General features: G+C 66.3%; 10 protein-coding genes. 8 read left to right on the top strand and 2 right to left on the bottom strand.

The genetic code is table 11. From position 1 onward, the window contains the following. Positions 1 to 511 precede the first annotated feature (511 nt). Positions 512 to 1,774: an MFS transporter gene (locus tag OKW44_RS21370; RefSeq protein ID WP_018418604.1), complete on the top strand. Its 1,263-nt coding sequence runs from the start codon at positions 512 to 514 to the stop codon at positions 1,772 to 1,774. Positions 1,775 to 1,830: 56 nt separating this feature from the next. Beyond that, complete coding sequence (locus OKW44_RS21365; protein WP_018418603.1) at positions 1,831 to 2,916, top strand: asparaginase; 1,086 nt, start codon at positions 1,831 to 1,833, stop codon at positions 2,914 to 2,916. Positions 2,917 to 2,953: 37 nt separating this feature from the next. Here OKW44_RS21365 and OKW44_RS21360 read toward each other — a convergent pair whose 3' ends face one another. Continuing rightward, positions 2,954 to 3,943: a chemotaxis protein gene (locus tag OKW44_RS21360; RefSeq protein WP_018418602.1), complete on the bottom strand. Its 990-nt coding sequence runs from the start codon at positions 3,941 to 3,943 to the stop codon at positions 2,954 to 2,956. A gap of 350 nt (positions 3,944 to 4,293) precedes the next feature. On the opposite strand from OKW44_RS21360, the gene OKW44_RS21355 reads away from it, so the two are divergent. From OKW44_RS21355 to OKW44_RS21345, 3 genes are all read left to right on the top strand, one after another. Next, on the top strand, positions 4,294 to 4,869 hold the full coding sequence (locus OKW44_RS21355; protein ID WP_018418601.1) for a DUF4142 domain-containing protein: 576 nt from the start codon (positions 4,294 to 4,296) through the stop codon (positions 4,867 to 4,869). 109 nt (positions 4,870 to 4,978) lie between these two features. Next, positions 4,979 to 6,718, top strand: a complete 1,740-nt coding sequence (locus OKW44_RS21350; protein ID WP_026225491.1) for a tetratricopeptide repeat protein — start codon at positions 4,979 to 4,981, stop codon at positions 6,716 to 6,718. Between the two features lie 68 nt (positions 6,719 to 6,786). Next, complete coding sequence (locus OKW44_RS21345; protein ID WP_018418599.1) at positions 6,787 to 7,812, top strand: aldo/keto reductase; 1,026 nt, start codon at positions 6,787 to 6,789, stop codon at positions 7,810 to 7,812. A gap of 45 nt (positions 7,813 to 7,857) precedes the next feature. Here the strand turns inward: OKW44_RS21345 and OKW44_RS21340 are convergent, their stop codons facing one another. Next, positions 7,858 to 8,601: an SDR family oxidoreductase gene (locus OKW44_RS21340; RefSeq protein WP_018418598.1), complete on the bottom strand. Its 744-nt coding sequence runs from the start codon at positions 8,599 to 8,601 to the stop codon at positions 7,858 to 7,860. Positions 8,602 to 8,719: 118 nt separating this feature from the next. Between OKW44_RS21340 and OKW44_RS21335 the strand changes: the two genes are divergently transcribed. The 3 genes from OKW44_RS21335 (at position 8,720) to uvrA (ending at position 17,432) form a co-directional block, all read left to right on the top strand. Then, a complete protein-coding gene (locus OKW44_RS21335; protein ID WP_018418597.1) occupies positions 8,720 to 9,610 on the top strand; it encodes a LysR family transcriptional regulator in 891 nt (296 codons plus the stop codon). A gap of 137 nt (positions 9,611 to 9,747) precedes the next feature. Then, positions 9,748 to 11,262 carry a cysteate racemase gene (gene cuyB / locus OKW44_RS21330; RefSeq protein ID WP_018418596.1) on the top strand — a complete coding sequence of 505 codons (1,515 nt, stop codon included), beginning with the start codon at positions 9,748 to 9,750 and terminating at the stop codon, positions 11,260 to 11,262. Positions 11,263 to 11,483: 221 nt separating this feature from the next. Beyond that, entirely contained in the window at positions 11,484 to 17,432 is a 5,949-nt protein-coding gene (gene uvrA / locus OKW44_RS21325; RefSeq protein ID WP_018418595.1) for an excinuclease ABC subunit UvrA, read from the top strand. Positions 17,433 to 17,819: the final 387 nt, after the last annotated feature.

Genomic DNA, 17,819 nt, shown 5'->3' with positions numbered 1-17,819 from the left:
TGTGGCTGGCCGGTGGGGAGTGGGCCGGAGTACCGCCAGCCGGGCGGCTGCCCACGGGGCACAATCATAGCCGCAAACAGGCCGGCAGTTCACATCGATACATCAAGCATAAATATACGCACTGCGAAGCGCGCGGCGAGCCCGACTGATGCCCAATCATGCCCATTGATGCGGACGCGCGTTCGATTTAACGCCCGTCGCGTGACATACGGCGCGCTGATGCACCGTAATCGGCAGACTTGACGATCAATCGAGGCGCCAAATTGAAAGGAACTGAACTGGATCTGTATGCAACTGAAGAGCCAGGCCACAATCTGGCTTTCAATCTTTTCGATGGCACATGGGTGTCCGATGTGCCCGGGCTACGGTTTAGGTATGGCGCCCCATTTCGACGATGGGCGTCTCCACTGATTCGAGATCGGCCTCCTTTGTGCATCTCCTCCGGTCTTGCTCTAAACTGGCGCCCGCCCAACCCACGCCCCGATGCGCCCCGTCACGAGCAACAAACCCGATGCCCCCAGCCTCCATCGATCCCGCCGGTTCCCCGCATTTCAGCCTGCCGAAACATCCGCCGTTCCAGCGTTTCTGGTGCACCCGCATCCTGTCGTCGCTGTCGTTCCAGATGCTCGCGGTCGCGATGGGCTGGCATGTCTACGCGCTCACGCATAGCGCGTTCGCACTTGGCCTCGTCGGTCTCGCGCAGTTTCTGCCGATGTTCCTGCTGACGCTCGTCGTCGGCCATGTCGCCGATCGTTACGATCGCCGCCGCATCGCCGCCGTCTGCCAGAGCCTCGAAAGTGTCGCTGCATTGCTGTTCGCGATCGGCACCTTCGGCGGCTGGATCAGCGCGCCTGTTATCTACGTGCTGGCCGCCTGCGTCGGCGCGTCGCGCGCGTTCGAATCGCCGGCCGTGGCGTCGCTGCTGCCGGCCGTGGTGCCGCGCGGCTATCTGCCGAAGGCGACCGCGTGGGCGACGTCCGCCAATCAGACCGCGCAGATCGCCGGGCCCGCGCTCGGTGGTCTGCTGTACGGCATCGGTCCCGGTGCCGCGTATCTCGCGTGCACGCTGACGTTCGCGGCGGCGGCCGCGTCGGTGTGGAGCATTCCGTTGCAGATGAAGCCGGCGAGCCGCGCGCCCGTCACGCTCGAATCGATCTTTTCGGGCATCGCGTTCATTCGTCGCGAGCCGGTGATTCTCGGCGCGCTGTCGCTCGATCTGTTCGCGGTACTGTTCGGCGGCGCGACCGCGTTGCTGCCGATCTTCGCGCGCGACGTGCTGCACGCGGGCCCGCTCGGTCTCGGCCTGTTGCGCTCGGGCACGGCGATCGGCGCGCTCGCGGGCACGATCTGGCTCGCGCATTTTCCATTGCGCAACCGGCCCGGCGCGGCGATGTTCGGCGGCGTGATCGCGTTCGGCATCGCGACGATCGTGTTCGGGCTGTCGCATCAGTTCCTCGTGTCGTTGTTCGCGCTGATGGTGCTCGGCGCGTCGGACACGATCAGCGTGGTGGTGCGGCTGTCGCTCGTGCAATTGCGCACGCCCGATGAAATGCTCGGCCGCGTCAGCGCGGTCAATTCGTTGTTCATCGGGACGTCGAATCAATTGGGCGAGTTCGAATCGGGCCTGACCGCGGGATGGTGGGGCGCGCAGCCCGCGGTGCTGGTCGGCGGTGTCGCGACGATCGCGATCGCGCTGTTGTGGATGCGGCTCTTTCCCGAACTGCGGCACACGCGCACGCTCGAGCGCGAAGAGGCGCTCGCGGCGAGCGCCTGATTGCCAGGGCCTGTGCGCCAATGCCTGATCAATGACACTACGAGGAGACGAACCGCATGAGCCAGTCCGAACTGCACCCCGCCGCGCCGGTCGCGGCGACGATCTATCGTGGTGAATCCGTCGAGAACACGCATCTCGCGCACGTCGCGGTCGTCGATGCGGACGGTCGTCTGCTGTATTCGTTCGGCGACGCCGCGCGCATGACGCTCGCGCGTTCCGCGGCGAAGCCGGCCCAGGCGCTCGCGGTGCTCGAAACCGGCGCGCTCGAGCGTTGCGGTTTCGACGAAGCCGATCTCGCGCTGATGTGCGCATCGCACAGCAGCGAGCCGCGTCATATCGAACGCACGCGCGGCATGCTCGCGAAAGCGCAGGCGAGCGAGGCCGATCTGCGTTGCGGCGGTCATCCGCCGCTATCGGATGCGGTGTACGTCGACTGGATCCGGCGCGGCTTTACGCCCACCGGCGTGTGCAGCAACTGTTCGGGCAAGCACGCGGGCATGCTGGCCGGCGCGCGTTCGATCGGCGCGGCGCTCGCCGGCTATGAACTGCCCGGGCATCCGTTGCAGGTGCGTGTGAAGCAGACGGTCGCGAGCGTCTGCGATCTGCCCGACGAGGGCGTGCAATGGGCGATCGACGGCTGCAATCTGCCGACGCCGGCGTTTGCGCTCGACCGGCTCGCACGTCTGTTCGCGAAACTCGCGGCGGCGCAGGATCAACAGGAAACCGAAGCCGCCGCGACGACGCCGCGCGCGGCCGCGCTCGCTCGCATCTATCGCGCGATGACGTCGTACCCGGAACTGGTCGGCGGGGAGGGGCGCTTCTGTACGCTGCTGATGCAGGCTTTCGATGGCGCGCTGGTCGGCAAGGTCGGCGCGGACGGCAGCTATGCGATCGGCGTACGCGCATCGCGGCAGACCGCGCGGCTCGGCGCGAAGGGCGCGCTAGGCATCGCGCTGAAGATCGAGGACGGCAATCCCGCCGTGCTCTACGCGGTCACCGCCGAGTTGCTCGCCGTGCTCGATATCGGTACGCCTGAACAACGCGCGGCGCTCGACGGCTTTCATGCGCCGCAGCGGCTCAACACGATGGGCGTCGAGATCGGCCGGATGGACTTCTCGATCGAGCTTGCCGCGCATCGTTGAGCGCGGCGACCCGATTCACTGCTCGACACCCCAGACCTCAAGCCGCCGTCTTCGCCGGCGCGGCACCCAGCGCACCACGGATCGCGTCGGCGAGCTCGCTCGCCGCGAACTTCGCGACATAGCCGTTGGCGCCCGCGTTCTTCACATGCGCCTCATTGGCCGCGCCCGTCAGCGACGAGTGAATGATCACCGGAATATCGCGCGTGCGTTCATCGGCCTTGATCTGGCGCGTCAGCATGAAGCCGTCCATCTCCGGCATCTCGAGATCGGTTAGTACCAGCGCGATGGTGTCTTTCGCGCGCGCGCCGTTTTTCTGCGCTTCGCGCGCGACCTGCTGCAGCGTCTGCCACGCTTCCTCGCCGGTCTTCGTCATGATGTAGTCAGCGCCGATCGCGGCGAGCGCCTGTTCGATCAGCTTGCGCGCGAAGCCGGAGTCGTCGGCGGCGAGGATCTTCGCGCCGCGGCGGATGCCGAGCGCCTGGCCGACCGAGGCCGGATCGACGCTCGGATGCTGCGACGGGAACACGTCGCGCAACACCTGCTCGACGTCGATCACCTGGGCGAGCCGCGAGTCGCCGGTATTGCCGTCGATGCGCGCGATGCTCGTGACGAGCTTGCCGCCCGCCGAGCCATCGGCCGACAGCACCTGGTTCCATTCGAGTCGCACGATGTCGTCGACTTCCTCGACCGCGAAGGCCTGCGTCGAACGCGCGAACTCGGTGACCAGCAGGATGTTCAGGCCGCGCGTCGGCTCGCAGCCCATCAACCGCGGCAGATCGATCACGGGGATGATCTGCCCGCGAATGTCGACCGCCCCCATCACGTAAGGCGACGATCCGGCGATCGGCGTGACGGTCGGCATCGTCGAGATTTCGCGCACCTTGAACACGTTGATCCCATACAACTCGTGCGCGTCGCTGCCCGGCACGTGGCCGAGGCGGTATAGCAGCAGCTCGAACTTGTTGGAGCTCGTCAGGTTGCTGCGTTCGGTGTGGCGCTCGTGATTGGCACGGTGGTCGTCTGCCATCGGAATCGTTCTCCAGAATTGCGGTGCTGAGCGGTGCTGAGCGTGCCTGTATCTGGTTATCGGCGCCGATGGCGAAAAATTCAGCACCGCGTGGCAGCGTCGAGCGGCGCGCGCGATTCACGCGAATACGGCAAACGTGTGCGCATTCATATGAGGGTTACCTAAGGTTACAGAAGCGACAGCAGCGTTTCACCTGCCCGACGGCGTGGCTTCTAGAATCGGCAGCGATAAAAGCGTGGCGCCGCGCTGGGCTCGCAAGCAGTCCGCAGCGTTTTGGATCGCACGCTTCGTTCGCGGCGCACACGTGTCCGTCGTTTTGCTTTCAGATGCTTTCACCTCAAGGAGAACGTATGATCCGCCTGCCTTCCGTCCCTTCCGTCGCTTTGGCCCGCATCGCCGCCGCTGCCTGCTTCGGTGGTCTTCTGACGGCTGCCTCGGTGGCCAGCGCGCAGAGCGCCGCGTCCACGGACACGGGCCGCCTGCATGCCGCCGACCAGACCTTCATCGCGGACGGCACGCAAGCCGTCGCGACGCAGCGCGATGCCGCGCGTATCGCCACCGCGCGTTCGGCCGACCGCGACGTGAAGGCCTTTGCCGAGCGCGTGTCGAGCGACGACGCGAAGATCACCGACGCATTGCGCGCGGCGAGTCCGCGCGGTGTCGACGTGCCGAAGAACGATCCCGATGCGGCCGTGCTCGCAAGCATCAATCACCTGCGCGGCGCGGACTTCGACAAGGTGTACATCGAGCAGGTCGCGCTCGCGGGTGAACAGAAGGCGCTGTCCGCTTTCCAGGCGGAAATCGCCGCGGGCCGCGACGAGCAGTTGAAGGCCGCCGCGAAACAGGCGCTGCCGACGATCCAGCAGCACTATGCGATGGCGCAGGATCTCGCGAAGCGCAAGCATCTGTCCGTGGCCGCGCAATAGGCGGCGTCACGTCGCTACGCGGCAGCGGCGGTACTTGGAATCCGGGCTTTTCGGCGATAATCGTGCGCTTCATCCGACGATTCTTCGCGCCTTCGATTTCAGGTACCGCATGAGCAAGCCAGCCAGTCTGCCGCAACAGTTGGACCATCTGCTTCGACAAGCCGTCGCGCTCCAGCAGAACGGCGCGCTCGTCGAAGCCGAGGAGTTGTATCGCGAGATACTCGAACTGAAGCCGAAGCATGGCGACGCGTTGCGCTGGCTCGGCGAACTCGCGCTGCAAACCAGCCGCTTGCAGGAAGGTGTCGATCTGCTGAAGAAGGCGCTCGTGGTCAACGCGAGACAGCCGGCCGTGCATTCGAATCTCGCCTATGCGCTGAACGCGTTGCAGCGCCATGACGAAGCGCTCGCGTGTGCCGAGCGGGCGCTCGCGATGCAACCGAAATTCGCCGATGCGTTGAACAATCGCGGCAACGCATTGGCGGCGCTGAACCGTCCGCTCGACGCGCTCGCGAGCTACGAACGCGCGCTTTCGCTCGTGCCGGAGTTTGCGCCGGCGTGGAACAATCGCGCCTGCGTGCTGCGCGATCTCGGCCGCTATGCCGATGCGCTCGATAGCTGCGACCAGGCGCTCGCGTTGCAGCCGAACTATCCGGATGCATGGAGCAATCGCGGCAACGTGCTCGGCGATCTGAACCAGCCGCACGAAGCGCAGCGCTGCTACCAACGCGCGCTGGAACTTGCGCCTGCTTTCGTCGATGCATGGAACAACCTCGGTCTCGCGCAGATCGATCTGAATCAGCGCGAACAGGCGTTGTCGAGCTATCAGCGCGCGCTTGCGTTGAATCCGGCGTCGGTCGAAACGCACTGGAACCAGGCGCTGTGCCTGCTGCAAATGGGCCGCTTCGATACCGGCTGGCGCGAATACGAATGGCGTTGGGAGCGCAGCCGCATCAAGGCCGGCAGGCGCGCGTTCACGCAGCCGCTGTGGCTCGGCGATGTTCCGCTCGACGGCAAAACGATCCTGCTGCATGCGGAGCAGGGCCTGGGCGACACGTTGCAGTTCTGCCGCTATGCGCCGCTCGTTGCGATGCTCGGCGCGAAGGTCGTGCTCGAAGTGCCGGGCGCGTTGTTGCGATTGCTGTCGACGCTCGATGGTGTCGATCAATTGATCGAAGCGGGGCAGCCGTTGCCGTCGTTCGATTGTCATTGCCCGCTGCTGAGCTTGCCGCTTGCGTTCGACACGAACGAAGCGAGCATTCCGGCGGCGACGCCGTATCTTTTTGCGCAGCCGGCGGCCGTCAGCGAATGGCGTGAGCGGATCGAACGCGACGGCAACATCAACGCGGATGCCAACGCAATCAGGCCGCTGAAAGTCGGCCTCGTCTGGGCCGGCGAGAACCGCGCGCATATCGCCGAGCTGCGCAAGATCGACGCGCGTCGGTCGCTCACGTTCGAGCAACTCGCGCCGCTCCTCGAGGTGCCGAACGTTCGCTTCTTCAGCGTGCAGAAGGGCGCGGCCGCACCGCAATTAGCCGAAAGCGCCTACGCTGAACGCGTCGCCGATTACACCGGGCTGCTGCACGATTTCGCCGATACCGCCGCGCTCGTCGCCAGTCTCGATCTGGTGATTTCGGTCGACACGTCCACTGCGCATCTGGCCGGCGCGCTCGACAAACCCGTCTGGATTCTGAACCGCTTCGACACCTGCTGGCGCTGGTTCCTCGAACGCAGCGACACGCCGTGGTATCCGTCCGCACGTCTGTTCCGTCAACCGGCGCTCGGCGATTGGGGCAGCGTGATCGATGCCGTGCGCGATGCATTGACGGATCTGAGCGCGTCGCCTTCGTGACGCCGTTTGGCGGACACGCGTAGACTGAACCTCCGTTCATCGACGGCAATGCCACGGAGAGTTCTTCAATGGAATACAGACATCTGGGTGCATCGGGTTTCAAGGTGCCGGTGCTGAGTCTCGGCACCGGTACGTTCGGCGGCAAGGGTGAATTTTTCCAGGCGTGGGGCGCGACCGACGTCGCCGAAGCGCGGCGTCTGATCGACATCTGTTTCGACGCGGGCGTCACGATGTTCGACACCGCCGACATCTATTCGAAGGGCGCGTCCGAGTCGGTGCTCGGCGAGGCGCTGAAGGGCAAGCGCGACAAGGCGATCCTGTCGACCAAGGCGACGTTTCGTTTCGACGACGATCCGAACGGCGTCGGCTCGTCGCGCTTCCATCTGATCCAGGCGGTCGATTCAGCGCTCAAGCGTCTGCAAACCGATTACATCGACCTGTTCCAGCTGCACGGCTTCGACGCGAAAACGCCGATCCCCGAAATGCTGTCCACGCTCGACGACCTCGTGCGCGCGGGCAAGATCCGCTATATCGGCGTGTCGAATTTTTCCGGCTGGCATCTGATGAAGTCGCTCGATATCGCCGACCGTTACGGCTATCCGCGCTATGTCGCGAATCAGACCTACTACTCGCTGGTCGGGCGCGACTACGAGTGGGAGCTGATGCCGCTCGGCGTCGACCAGGGCGTCGGTGCGGTGGTGTGGAGTCCGCTCGGCTGGGGGCGCCTGACCGGCAAGCTCAAGCGCGGCCAGCCGCTGCCGGAGACGAGCCGTCTGCACAAGACCGCCGACATGGGGCCGCCGGTGCCGGAAGACTATCTGTTCCGCGTGCTCGACGCGCTCGACGAAATTGCCGCCGAAACCGGCAAGACCGTGCCGCAGATCGCGCTGAACTGGCTGCTGCAACGGCCGACCGTCGCGACGCTGCTGATCGGCGCGCGCAACGAGGAGCAACTGCGGCAGAACCTCGGCGCGGTCGGCTGGAATCTGACGCCGGACCAGGTCGCGAAGCTCGATGCGGCCAGCACGGTGCGCCCCGCGTATCCGTACTGGCATCAGGAAGGCTTCGCGGAACGCAATCCCAAGGCGGTTTGAGCGGCGGGTCGACCACGTTTCAGGCGCCGCAGCCGGGGCATCCCATCAGGCCAAACCGCCATTGGCCCGCAATACCTGCCCATTGACCCAACCCGCATCCGGGCCGACCAGAAACGCGACCACGCCCGCCACGTCTTCCGGCTCGCCGAGGCGTTGCAGCGGCGGCATCTTCGCGAACGTCTCGATCTGCTCGTCGGTCTTGCCTTCGAGGAATAGCGCGGTCGCGATCGGTCCCGGCGCGACCGCATTCACTGTGATGTCGCGCCCGCGCAGTTCCTTCGCGAACACACGCGTGAACGCTTCGACGGCTGCCTTGGTCGCCGTGTAGATGCCATAGCCGGGCAGGTTCAGCGCGAGCACGCTGGTCGAGAAATTGACGACGCGCCCGCCGTCGTTCAGGCGCGCGGCCGCTTCGCGCAGCGTGTTGAAGGTGCCGCGCACGTTGATGTCGAAGGTTTGGTCGTAGAGTGCGTCGGGCGTGTCGGCGAGCGGCGTGGGCTTCATCACACCCGCGTTGTTGACGAGCACATCCACCTTGCCGAGTTCGCGTTCGGTGATCTCGAACATGCGACGCACGTCGTCGGGCTTCGACACGTCGGCTCGCACCGCGACCGCCTTGCCGCCAGCTTCGCGGATCGCACCGACGAGCGCGTCGGCTTCGCCCGCGCTCGATGCGTAGTTGACGGCGACCGCGTAGCCGTCCTTCGCGAGCCGCTGTGCGATCGCCGTGCCGATGCCGCGCGATGCGCCCGTGACGATGGCGACTTTCGGTTGTGAGTTCGTGCTCATGATTGGTTTCCTCATGGAAGGTGGTGAATCGGTGAAGTGAATCATGAACGCTTTGCGCTCAGAGATAATCCGGTTAGACTCGCCATCATCATTCCATTTGCTTCAATAATCCATCGATATGGACCGTTTCGAGGAAATGCGCGTATTCGTGCGGATCGCCGAGCGCCAGAGCTTCACGCGCGCCGCCGACGATCTGCAAATTCCGCGCGCGACCGTCACCAACCTGATGAAGCGCCTCGAGCAGCGGCTCGGCGCGCGGTTGCTCGAACGCACGACCCGCACGGTGCGGCTCACGCCCGACGGCGAAGCGCACTACCAGCGCTGCGTGCGCCTGATCGCCGATCTGGAGGAGGCCGAGGGGGCGTTTTCCAATCTCGCGCCGAAGGGGCTGTTGCGCGTGAACGTGCAGGGCACGCTCGCGCGGCACTTCGTGGTGCCGGCGCTGCCCGCGTTTCTCGCGCGCTTTCCCGACATCGAGCTGATGATCGGCGAGGACGACCGGCTCGTCGACCTCGTGCGCGAAGGCATCGATTGCGTGCTGCGCGCGGGCGTGCTGCAGGATTCGTCGATGGTCGGGCGGCGCGTCGCGCAACTGCAGCAGGTGACGGTCGCGAGTCCCGCGTATCTGGCCGCGTATGGCGAGCCGGCCGATCCTGACGCGCTGTCGACGCATCGCGCGGTCAACTACGTGTCGAGCGCGACCGGCAAGCCGGTGCCGCTCGAATTCCGCGTCGACGGGCGGGATACCGCGCTCGTGCTGCCGTCGGCGGTGTCGGTCAGCGGCGCCGAACTGTACACGGGCGCGGCCCTCGCCGGGCTCGGCATCGTGCAGGTACCGCGTTACCGCGTGGATGGCGAGCTGGCGGCGGGGCGGCTGCGGGTCATTCTGGCGGATTATCCGCCGCCGCCGATGCCGGTGTCGGTGCTGTATCCGCAGAACCGGCAGTTGTCGTCGCGCGTGCGAGTGTTCGCGCAGTGGCTGCGGGAGATTTTCGCGCCGGTGAACTGAGGGAGCGAAAACCGCAAAGTAATGCTTTTTCGTGGTTAACCACTGGACACGTGCGCCTCGCATAATGTCATTCTCAAGCGCACAGAAAGCCGCCCGTGATCGAGGGTGGACGCACAGAACGACCGGGGGATCTGATCATGAATCGTTTTCGTTCGCTAGGTGTGGCGACGGGCGCGGCGCAGTTCGCCAGTGCCGACATCCTCAGCCGGATGAGCACGGCGTCGCGCCGGCCAGGCGCCGCGCGCCCCTTCGATCTGATTTTCGAACCGCGCGCGTGGCAGGGGCCCGCCGCGCCCGAGGCGACGGACCCGCAGTTCAAGATCCACGTGTTCGACACGATGCGCGCGTTCGAAAAACGCGGCGTCGACGCGATCGTGCTGCCATGCTTTCTGAGCCATACCTTCATCGACGAACTCGCGGCCAACGTCACCGTGCCGGTCGCCAACATCATGACCGCGCTGTCCGCGCACGTGCGGCGCACCTATCCGTCGGCGCGCCGAATCGGCGTGCTAACGTCGGCGGCGATTCGCGCGAACGGCCTGTTCGAGCGCTACTTCGAAGCCGGGCAGTTCGACGTGTGCTATCCGCGCAACGACACCGGTTTCGACGGCGTGACGAGCGCCGTCTTTGGTGTCGGGGGCATCCGCGACGGGCGCCTGCACGGGCGGCCCGTCGAGCTGTTGCGCGCGGCGTGCGCGGATCTGGTCGCGCAGGACGTCGACGTGATCGTGCCGGGGCTCGCGGAGATCGGCCTCGTGCTGCGCGCGCTCGGCCGTATCGAGGTGCCGCTCGTCGATACGAACCAGGTGTATGCGCGCTATGTCGCGGCGGCGCAGTACACGCAGCCGGAGCGGACGTTCCGCCTCGGCGTGGTCGGCGGCATCGGGCCGGCCGCGACCGTCGATTTCATGGCCAAGGTCGTGCGCAACACGCCGGCCGCGCGCGATCAGGACCATATCCGGATCATGGTCGAGCAGAATCCGCAGATCCCCGACCGCACCGCGGCGCTGCTCGAGCGCGGCGACGATCCCACCCTCGCGCTGTACGCGGCCTGCAAGACGCTCGAGGACGGCGGCGCGGATCTGATCGCGATTCCGTGCAATACCGCGCATGCGTTCGTCGAGCGGCTCCAGCCGGCGCTGCGCGTGCCGATCCTCAATATGCTGACCTGTACCGCCGATTATCTGCGCGAGACCTTTCCGGGTCTGCGCGAAGTGGGCGTGCTGGCCACCTCGGGTACGCTCGCGAGCCGCGTCTACGAACAGGCGCTCGACGCGCGCGGCCTGGTGCAGATCGCGCCGTCCGCCACTGCGCAAGCGCGTCTGATGAACGCGATCTACGGCCCGCGCGGCGTGAAGGCGGGGCACGCGTCGGGCGAATGCTGCGAGGACCTCGCGGCGGCTGTCGACGATCTGCTCGCGCGGGGTGTGCAGGTCATCGTGCTCGCGTGCACCGAGTTGCCGTTGCTGTTGCGTGACCCGGTGCTCGCGTGTCCGGGCGGGCGGGTGGTGCGGCTCGTCGATCCGACCGAGGTGCTGGCGAGGCGTTGCGTCGCCTATGCGCTCGGCGACGGTGCCGCGCGCGGAACCCCGGCAGGTTGCGCAAAACCGGATGCGGCCGGGTGCTCGCGGGTTGAAAGCGCGCTCGGCTAGTCAGGCGGTGTGACCGCGGCGCAGCCGTTTGCGCATCGCGGCCGATCCGGAGATCGTGGCGCGTCTGCGCCCGTCATGGAAAACTGTATAAACATACAGTATAGTATCCCCCCACAGCCAGGCTTCCGGGCGCTCCTTGCGCCGACCCGGCTGCACCGAACTTGCGCGGTCGCGAGAGCCGGCCGTGAGAGGTGACCCACTCCTTCAGACGGTCGGAAAAATTGTCCTCCAACGACGCAACCCCTGACACCCTCGCTGACACTCCCCAAGGCGGCAACCCGAGCGGCAACAAGATCCAGGGCACGATCCGCATTCGCGGCGCCCGCCAGCACAACCTGAAAAACGTCGACCTCGACGTGCGCACCGGCGAAATGACGGTCGTCACGGGGCCGTCGGGTTCGGGCAAGTCGAGCCTCGTGTTCGACACGCTGTATGCGGAAGGCCAGCGCCGCTACGTCGAAACCTTCAGTGCGTACGCGCGCCAGTTCCTCGACCGGATGGATCGGCCACAGGTCGACCGCGTCGACGGCGTGCCGCCCGCCATCGCGATCGACCAGACCAACCCGGTGCGCAGCTCGCGCTCCACGGTCGGCACGATGACCGAGCTCAACGACCACCTGAAGCTGCTGTACGCGCGCGCGGCCGAGCTGTTCGACCGCCAGAGCGCGCACCTCGTGCGGCACGATACGCCGGAGACGATCTACGCGGAACTGCTCGAGCGCACCGCGCAGGAGGAGCCGCGGCTCGTCGTCACGTTCCCGGTCGAGCTGCCGGAGTCGGCGTCCGCGCAGGAGGTCGAGCAGTGGTTGTCGGCGAGCGGCTATACGCGCGTGCAGGCGCAGCGCGAAGTCGACTCGCCGACCGGCAAGCGCAAGTTGCTCGATGTCGTCGCCGACCGCTTCCGGCTGCGCTCGGTAGATAAAGCACGCGCGATCGAGGCGATCGAGGCATCGCTGAAGCGCGGCGGCGGGCGCGTCAATATTTACGTGCTGCCGGCTACCTCGGACGAGCCGCAGGCCGAAGCCGCCGAGCCGCGCATCTGGCGTTTCTCCACCGGCTTGCACAGCCCCGAAAGCGATCTGCGCTATGCCGATCCGCAGCCCGCGCTGTTCTCGTTCAACTCGGCCTATGGCGCTTGCGATGCCTGCCGCGGTTTTGGCCGCGTGATCGGCGTCGACCTCGGTCTCGTGATCCCCGACGCGCGCAAGACGCTGCGCGAAGGTGCGGTCAAGCCGATGCAGACGCCCGCGTGGAAGGAGTGCCAGGACGACCTGATGCGCTACGCGGCGAAAGCCGACATCCGCCGCGACACGCCGTGGGGCGAGCTTAGCGAGCGCGAACGCAACTGGGTCATCAACGGCTCGCCGGACTGGAACGGCAAGTGGCAGACGCATTGGTACGGCGTCAAACGCTTCTTCGACTATCTCGAATCGAAGGCGTACAAGATGCATATCCGCGTGCTGCTGTCGAAATACCGCAGCTACACGCCGTGCGAAACCTGCGGCGGCGCGCGTCTGAAAACCGAATCGCTGCTGTGGCGCCTCGGCAGCAAGGCCAACGCGAACCAGGTGCTCGCGCCCGCGCAACGCTTCATGCCGCGCGGCGTGAAGTGGTCGCGCGCGCAGCTCGAAGCGTTGCCGGGCCTGACCGTGCACGATCTCATGCTGATGCCGATCGAGCGCATCCGCCGCTTCTTCGACGACATCACGCTGCCGAGCGCGTTGCTCGACGACGCGCTGAAGCTGCTGCTCGCCGAAGTGCGCACGCGCCTCAAGTATCTATGCGACGTCGGTCTCGGCTATCTGACGCTCGACAGGCAAAGCCGCACGCTGTCGGGCGGCGAGGTGCAGCGTATCAACCTGACCACCGCGCTCGGCACGTCGCTGACCAAGACGCTGTTCGTGCTCGACGAGCCGAGCATCGGCCTGCACCCGCGCGACCTGAACCGCATCGTCGAAGCGATGCACCGGCTGCGCGACGCGGGCAATACGCTGGTCGTGGTCGAGCATGATCCGTCGGTGATGCTCGCGGCGGACCGGCTCATCGACATGGGTCCGGGACCGGGCGAGCGCGGCGGCTCGATCATTTTCGACGGCGCGCCCGAGGCGATTCGCTCGACCGGCACGCTGACCGGCGAGTACCTCGGCGGCCGGCGCCATGTCGCGGATGCCGCGCACTGGTCGCGTCGCGCGGTCGACGCGAGCACGCCGCGCATCGTGCTCGAAGGCGCGAGCGAGCACAATCTGCGCGACGTCACGGTCGAAATTCCATTGCAGCGGCTCGTGTGCGTGACCGGCGTGTCGGGTTCCGGCAAATCGACGCTGTTGCAGGACGTGCTGTACCCGGCGATGGCGCGCCACTTCGGGCTCGCCACCGAGGCGCCCGGCGCGTTCAAGGCGCTGAACGGCGCGGACCAGGTCACCGACGTCGTGTTCGTCGACCAGTCGCCGATCGGCAAGACCGCGCGCTCGAATCCGGCCAGCTACGTCGGCGCGTTCGACGAAATCCGCAAGCTGTTCGCGAAGGCACCGCTCGCGCAACAGCGCGGCTACGGCCCCGGCATGTTCAGTTTCAATTCGGGCGATGGCCGCTGCCCGACCTGTGGCGGCTCGGGCTTCGAGCACATCGAAATGCAGTTCCTCTCCGACGTGTACCTGCGCTGCCCCGATTGCGACGGGCGTCGTTATCGCGGGGAAATGCTGGAGGTGAAGATCGAGCGAGGCCAGCCGGCGCGCGCGTTGAGCATTGCCGACGTGCTCGAACTGACCGTCAGCGAGGCTGCCGCGTACTTCGCGAAGGACGCCGAAGTATTGCGCGTGCTGCAGCCGATCGTCGACGTCGGGCTCGAATACGTGAAGCTCGGCCAGCCCGTGCCGACGCTGTCGGGCGGCGAGGCGCAGCGGCTCAAGCTCGCGGGCTTTCTCGCGGAATCGGCACAGGCGCGCGGCGCACGCGGCGCGAAGCAGGTGATCGCGAAGCGTCTGTTCATGTTCGACGAACCGACCACGGGTCTGCATTTCGACGACATCGCGAAGCTGATGCAGGCGTTCGGCAAGCTGCTCGCGAGCGGTCATTCGCTGATCGTGATCGAGCACAATCTCGACGTGATCCGCGCGGCCGACTGGATCATCGACCTCGGTCCCGAAGGCGGCGACGGCGGTGGCCGCGTGTTGTGCGCGGGCACGCCGGACGAAGTGAAAGCGTGTGCCGAATCGCATACCGGCGAGGCTTTGCTGCAATACGACCGCGCGATGGATACCGCAGCCGCGGCGGAGCCCCAGGGCATCCCGCTGCAGAAGGCCCTGAGCGCGGCCCGCGCACGTCGCGCGATCGAAGGCGAGGACGTCGTGCGCATCGTCAACGCGCGCGAGCACAACCTGAAGGCGCTCGACGTCGACATTCCGCATGGCAAGTTCAACGTGATCACCGGCGTGTCGGGCTCGGGCAAATCGACGCTCGCGTTCGACATCCTGTTCCACGAAGGTCAGCGGCGCTACCTCGAATCGTTGAACGCGTACGCGCGCTCGATCGTGCAGCCAGCCGGCCGGCCCGAAGTCGATGCCGTGTACGGCATTCCGCCGACCGTCGCGATCGAGCAGCGGCTCTCGCGCGGCGGTCGCAAGAGTACCGTCGCGACGACCTCGGAGGTGTGGCACTTCCTGCGTCTGCTGTACGTGAAGCTCGGCTTGCAGCACTGCATCCACGACGGCACGCCGGTCACGTCGCAAAGCGCCGAATCGATCGCGGCGCAGTTGCTGCGCGATCACAAGGGCCAGCACGTCGGCTTCCTCGCGCCGCTCGTCGTGAACCGCAAGGGCGTCTACACCGACCTCGCGAAATGGGCAAAGGCGCGCGGCAATACGCATCTGCGTGTGGACGGCGAGTTCGTGCCGGTCGATCCGTGGCCGAAGCTCGACCGCTTCCGCGAGCACACGATCGAGCTGCCGGTCGCTGACCTCGTCATCTCGGCCGATCACGAAGCGGAGCTGCGCGAAGCGCTCGATCAGACGCTCGACATCGGTAAAGGCATCATGCATCTGCTCGCGCCGCTCGATGGTCTGCACGACGCGCTCAACGGCGGCGAGTCCACCGCGAAGCTCGGCGACGTGAAGGTGCTGTCGACGAAGCGCGCGTGTCCGGTGTGCGGCACGAGCTACCCCGAGCTCGATCCGCGCATGTTCTCGTACAACAGCAAGCATGGCTGGTGCACGAGCTGCGTCGGCACGGGGCTGTCGCTGACGCGCGAGCAGCGGGCCGCGTACGACGACACCGTCGTCGACGACGACAATCGCGGTCGCGAGCAGAGCCTGCCGTCGGAGGAGCAGGAACCGGAAGGACTCGTCGACGAGCCGTGTCCGGATTGCGCGGGCACGCGTCTGAATCCGGTCGCGCGCGCGGTCACGTTCGACTCGCAGGCGATCGTCGATGTCGCGCAATGGACCGTGTCCGACACGCGCGCGTGGATCGATACGCTGCAGATGACGGGCCGCGCCGCCGAAATCGCGCGCGACGTGGTCAGTGAAATCGGCAGCCGGCTGCAGTTCCTCGAAGAAGTCGGGCTCGGCTATCTGAGCCTCGATCGCGCGGCGCCGAGTTTGTCGGGCGGCGAAGCGCAGCGCATCCGGCTCGCCGCGCAGCTCGGCAGCAATCTGCAGGGCGTGTGTTACGTGCTCGACGAGCCGACCATCGGTCTGCACCCGCGCGACAACCAGATTCTGCTGAACGCGCTGCGCAAGCTCGGCGAGAAGGGCAATACGCTCGTCGTCGTCGAGCATGACGAAGATACGATCCGGCGCGCGGATCACATCATCGATATCGGGCCGGGCGCGGGCAAGCGCGGCGGCACGCTGATCGCGCAGGGCAGCGTCGCGGACCTGTCCGCGCAGCCCGATTCGCTGACCGGGCGTTTCCTCGCGCAGCCGATCGTACATCCGCTGCAGCCGCGTCGCGAGGTCGTCGCGGCAGGCAAGCGTGCGGCCGCGGTGCCGGAGAACTGGCTGACCGTGCATGGCGGCAAGCTGCATAACCTGCGCGACGTGACGGTCGGCATTCCGCTCGCGCGGCTCGTCGCGGTGACGGGCGTCAGCGGCTCCGGCAAATCGACGCTCGCGCGCGACGTGCTGATGACCAATCTGCTCGATGCGGTCGGGCGCTCTGTGTTGTCGTCTCCGGCCACGCGCCGCGCGCGCGCGGCCGCCGAGGAGAAGCCGGCCGCGAACCGGCGTTCGAGCGTGCTCGCGCGCTCGGCGCCGCGCGCGCCGCTGAACGTCACGCACATGTGGCAGGGCTGCGATTCGGTCACCGGCTGGGAGAGCATCGACCGGGTGCTGGAAGTCGATCAGACGCCGATCGGCAAGACGCCGCGTTCGTGTCCCGCCACCTACATCGGCGTGTGGGATGCGATCCGCAAGCTGTTCGCGGGCACGCTGGAGGCGCGCGCGCGCGGCTATACCGCGTCGCGTTTCTCGTTCAACACGGGCGAGGGCCGCTGCCCCGCATGCGAGGGCCAGGGTGTGCGCACGATCGGCATGAGCTTCCTGCCCGACGTGAAGGTGCCGTGCGACGTCTGCCACGGCCAGCGCTTCAATCCGGAGACGCTCGCGGTCACGTGGCGCGGCAAGAACATCGGCGATGTGCTGACCATGGAAATCGACGAAGCGGTCGAGTTCTTCGCGTCGATTACGAACATCGGACATCCGCTGCAACTGATGAAAGACGTAGGGCTCGGCTATCTGACGCTCGGTCAGCCATCGCCGACGCTGTCGGGTGGCGAGGCGCAGCGCATCAAGCTCGTCACCGAGCTGAGCAAGGTGCGCGACGACATCACGCGGCGTGGCCAGAAGCCGCCGCACACGCTGTACGTGCTCGACGAGCCAACGGTCGGCCTGCACATGGCGGACGTCGCGAAGCTGATTCGCGTGCTGCATCGGCTCGTGGATGGCGGGCATAGCGTCGTCGTCATCGAGCACGATCTCGACGTGATCGCCGAGGCGGACTGGATCATCGACCTCGGTCCTGAGGGCGGCGTGGGCGGCGGTACGATCGTTGCCGCGACGGATCCGGAAAGCCTGTCGCGCGTGGCCGCGAGTCACACGGGCGTGGCTTTGCGGCCGGTGCTCGCGCGCGCGGCCGCTGCTGCGACGCTGGCCGGCGAAGGGACGAATGGCTGAGGCACGGTGACGAGCGGTGGCGCGGCCGTTGCGCGCCGCGATTCGGTTCCCCAGCCGACTGTTTGCTCACATTCCCAGGCGCGCGCATCAGGTATGCCGTTGCAACTTCGCAGGTTGCAACGGCCGGCGCCTCGTCGCGTGTCCGCCACACATGATTGCTGCGCTGCATCAATCATCCGAGGTTCGATCAACGCGGCGCGTGCGAGCGTTTAAATCATACGAAAGGGGCCGGCGATGTTTCAAAATAGAAACATTTTTAGAACCGCCGATAAATAAGCATTTGGATATTAATTTGTGGCCCGGAGCGAATGCCACGGAAATACCTAATGCCGCGGGCAATAAATTTACGCTTTGCGAATAAACTACCGAATTGCCCGGACATAATCG

The organism is Paraburkholderia lebeckiae (assembly GCF_050436325.1).
Classification (GTDB): domain Bacteria; phylum Pseudomonadota; class Gammaproteobacteria; order Burkholderiales; family Burkholderiaceae; genus Paraburkholderia; species Paraburkholderia tuberum.
The sequence above is the reverse complement of the archived record's forward strand: the minus strand, read 5'-3'. Positions and strand labels throughout refer to the sequence as shown.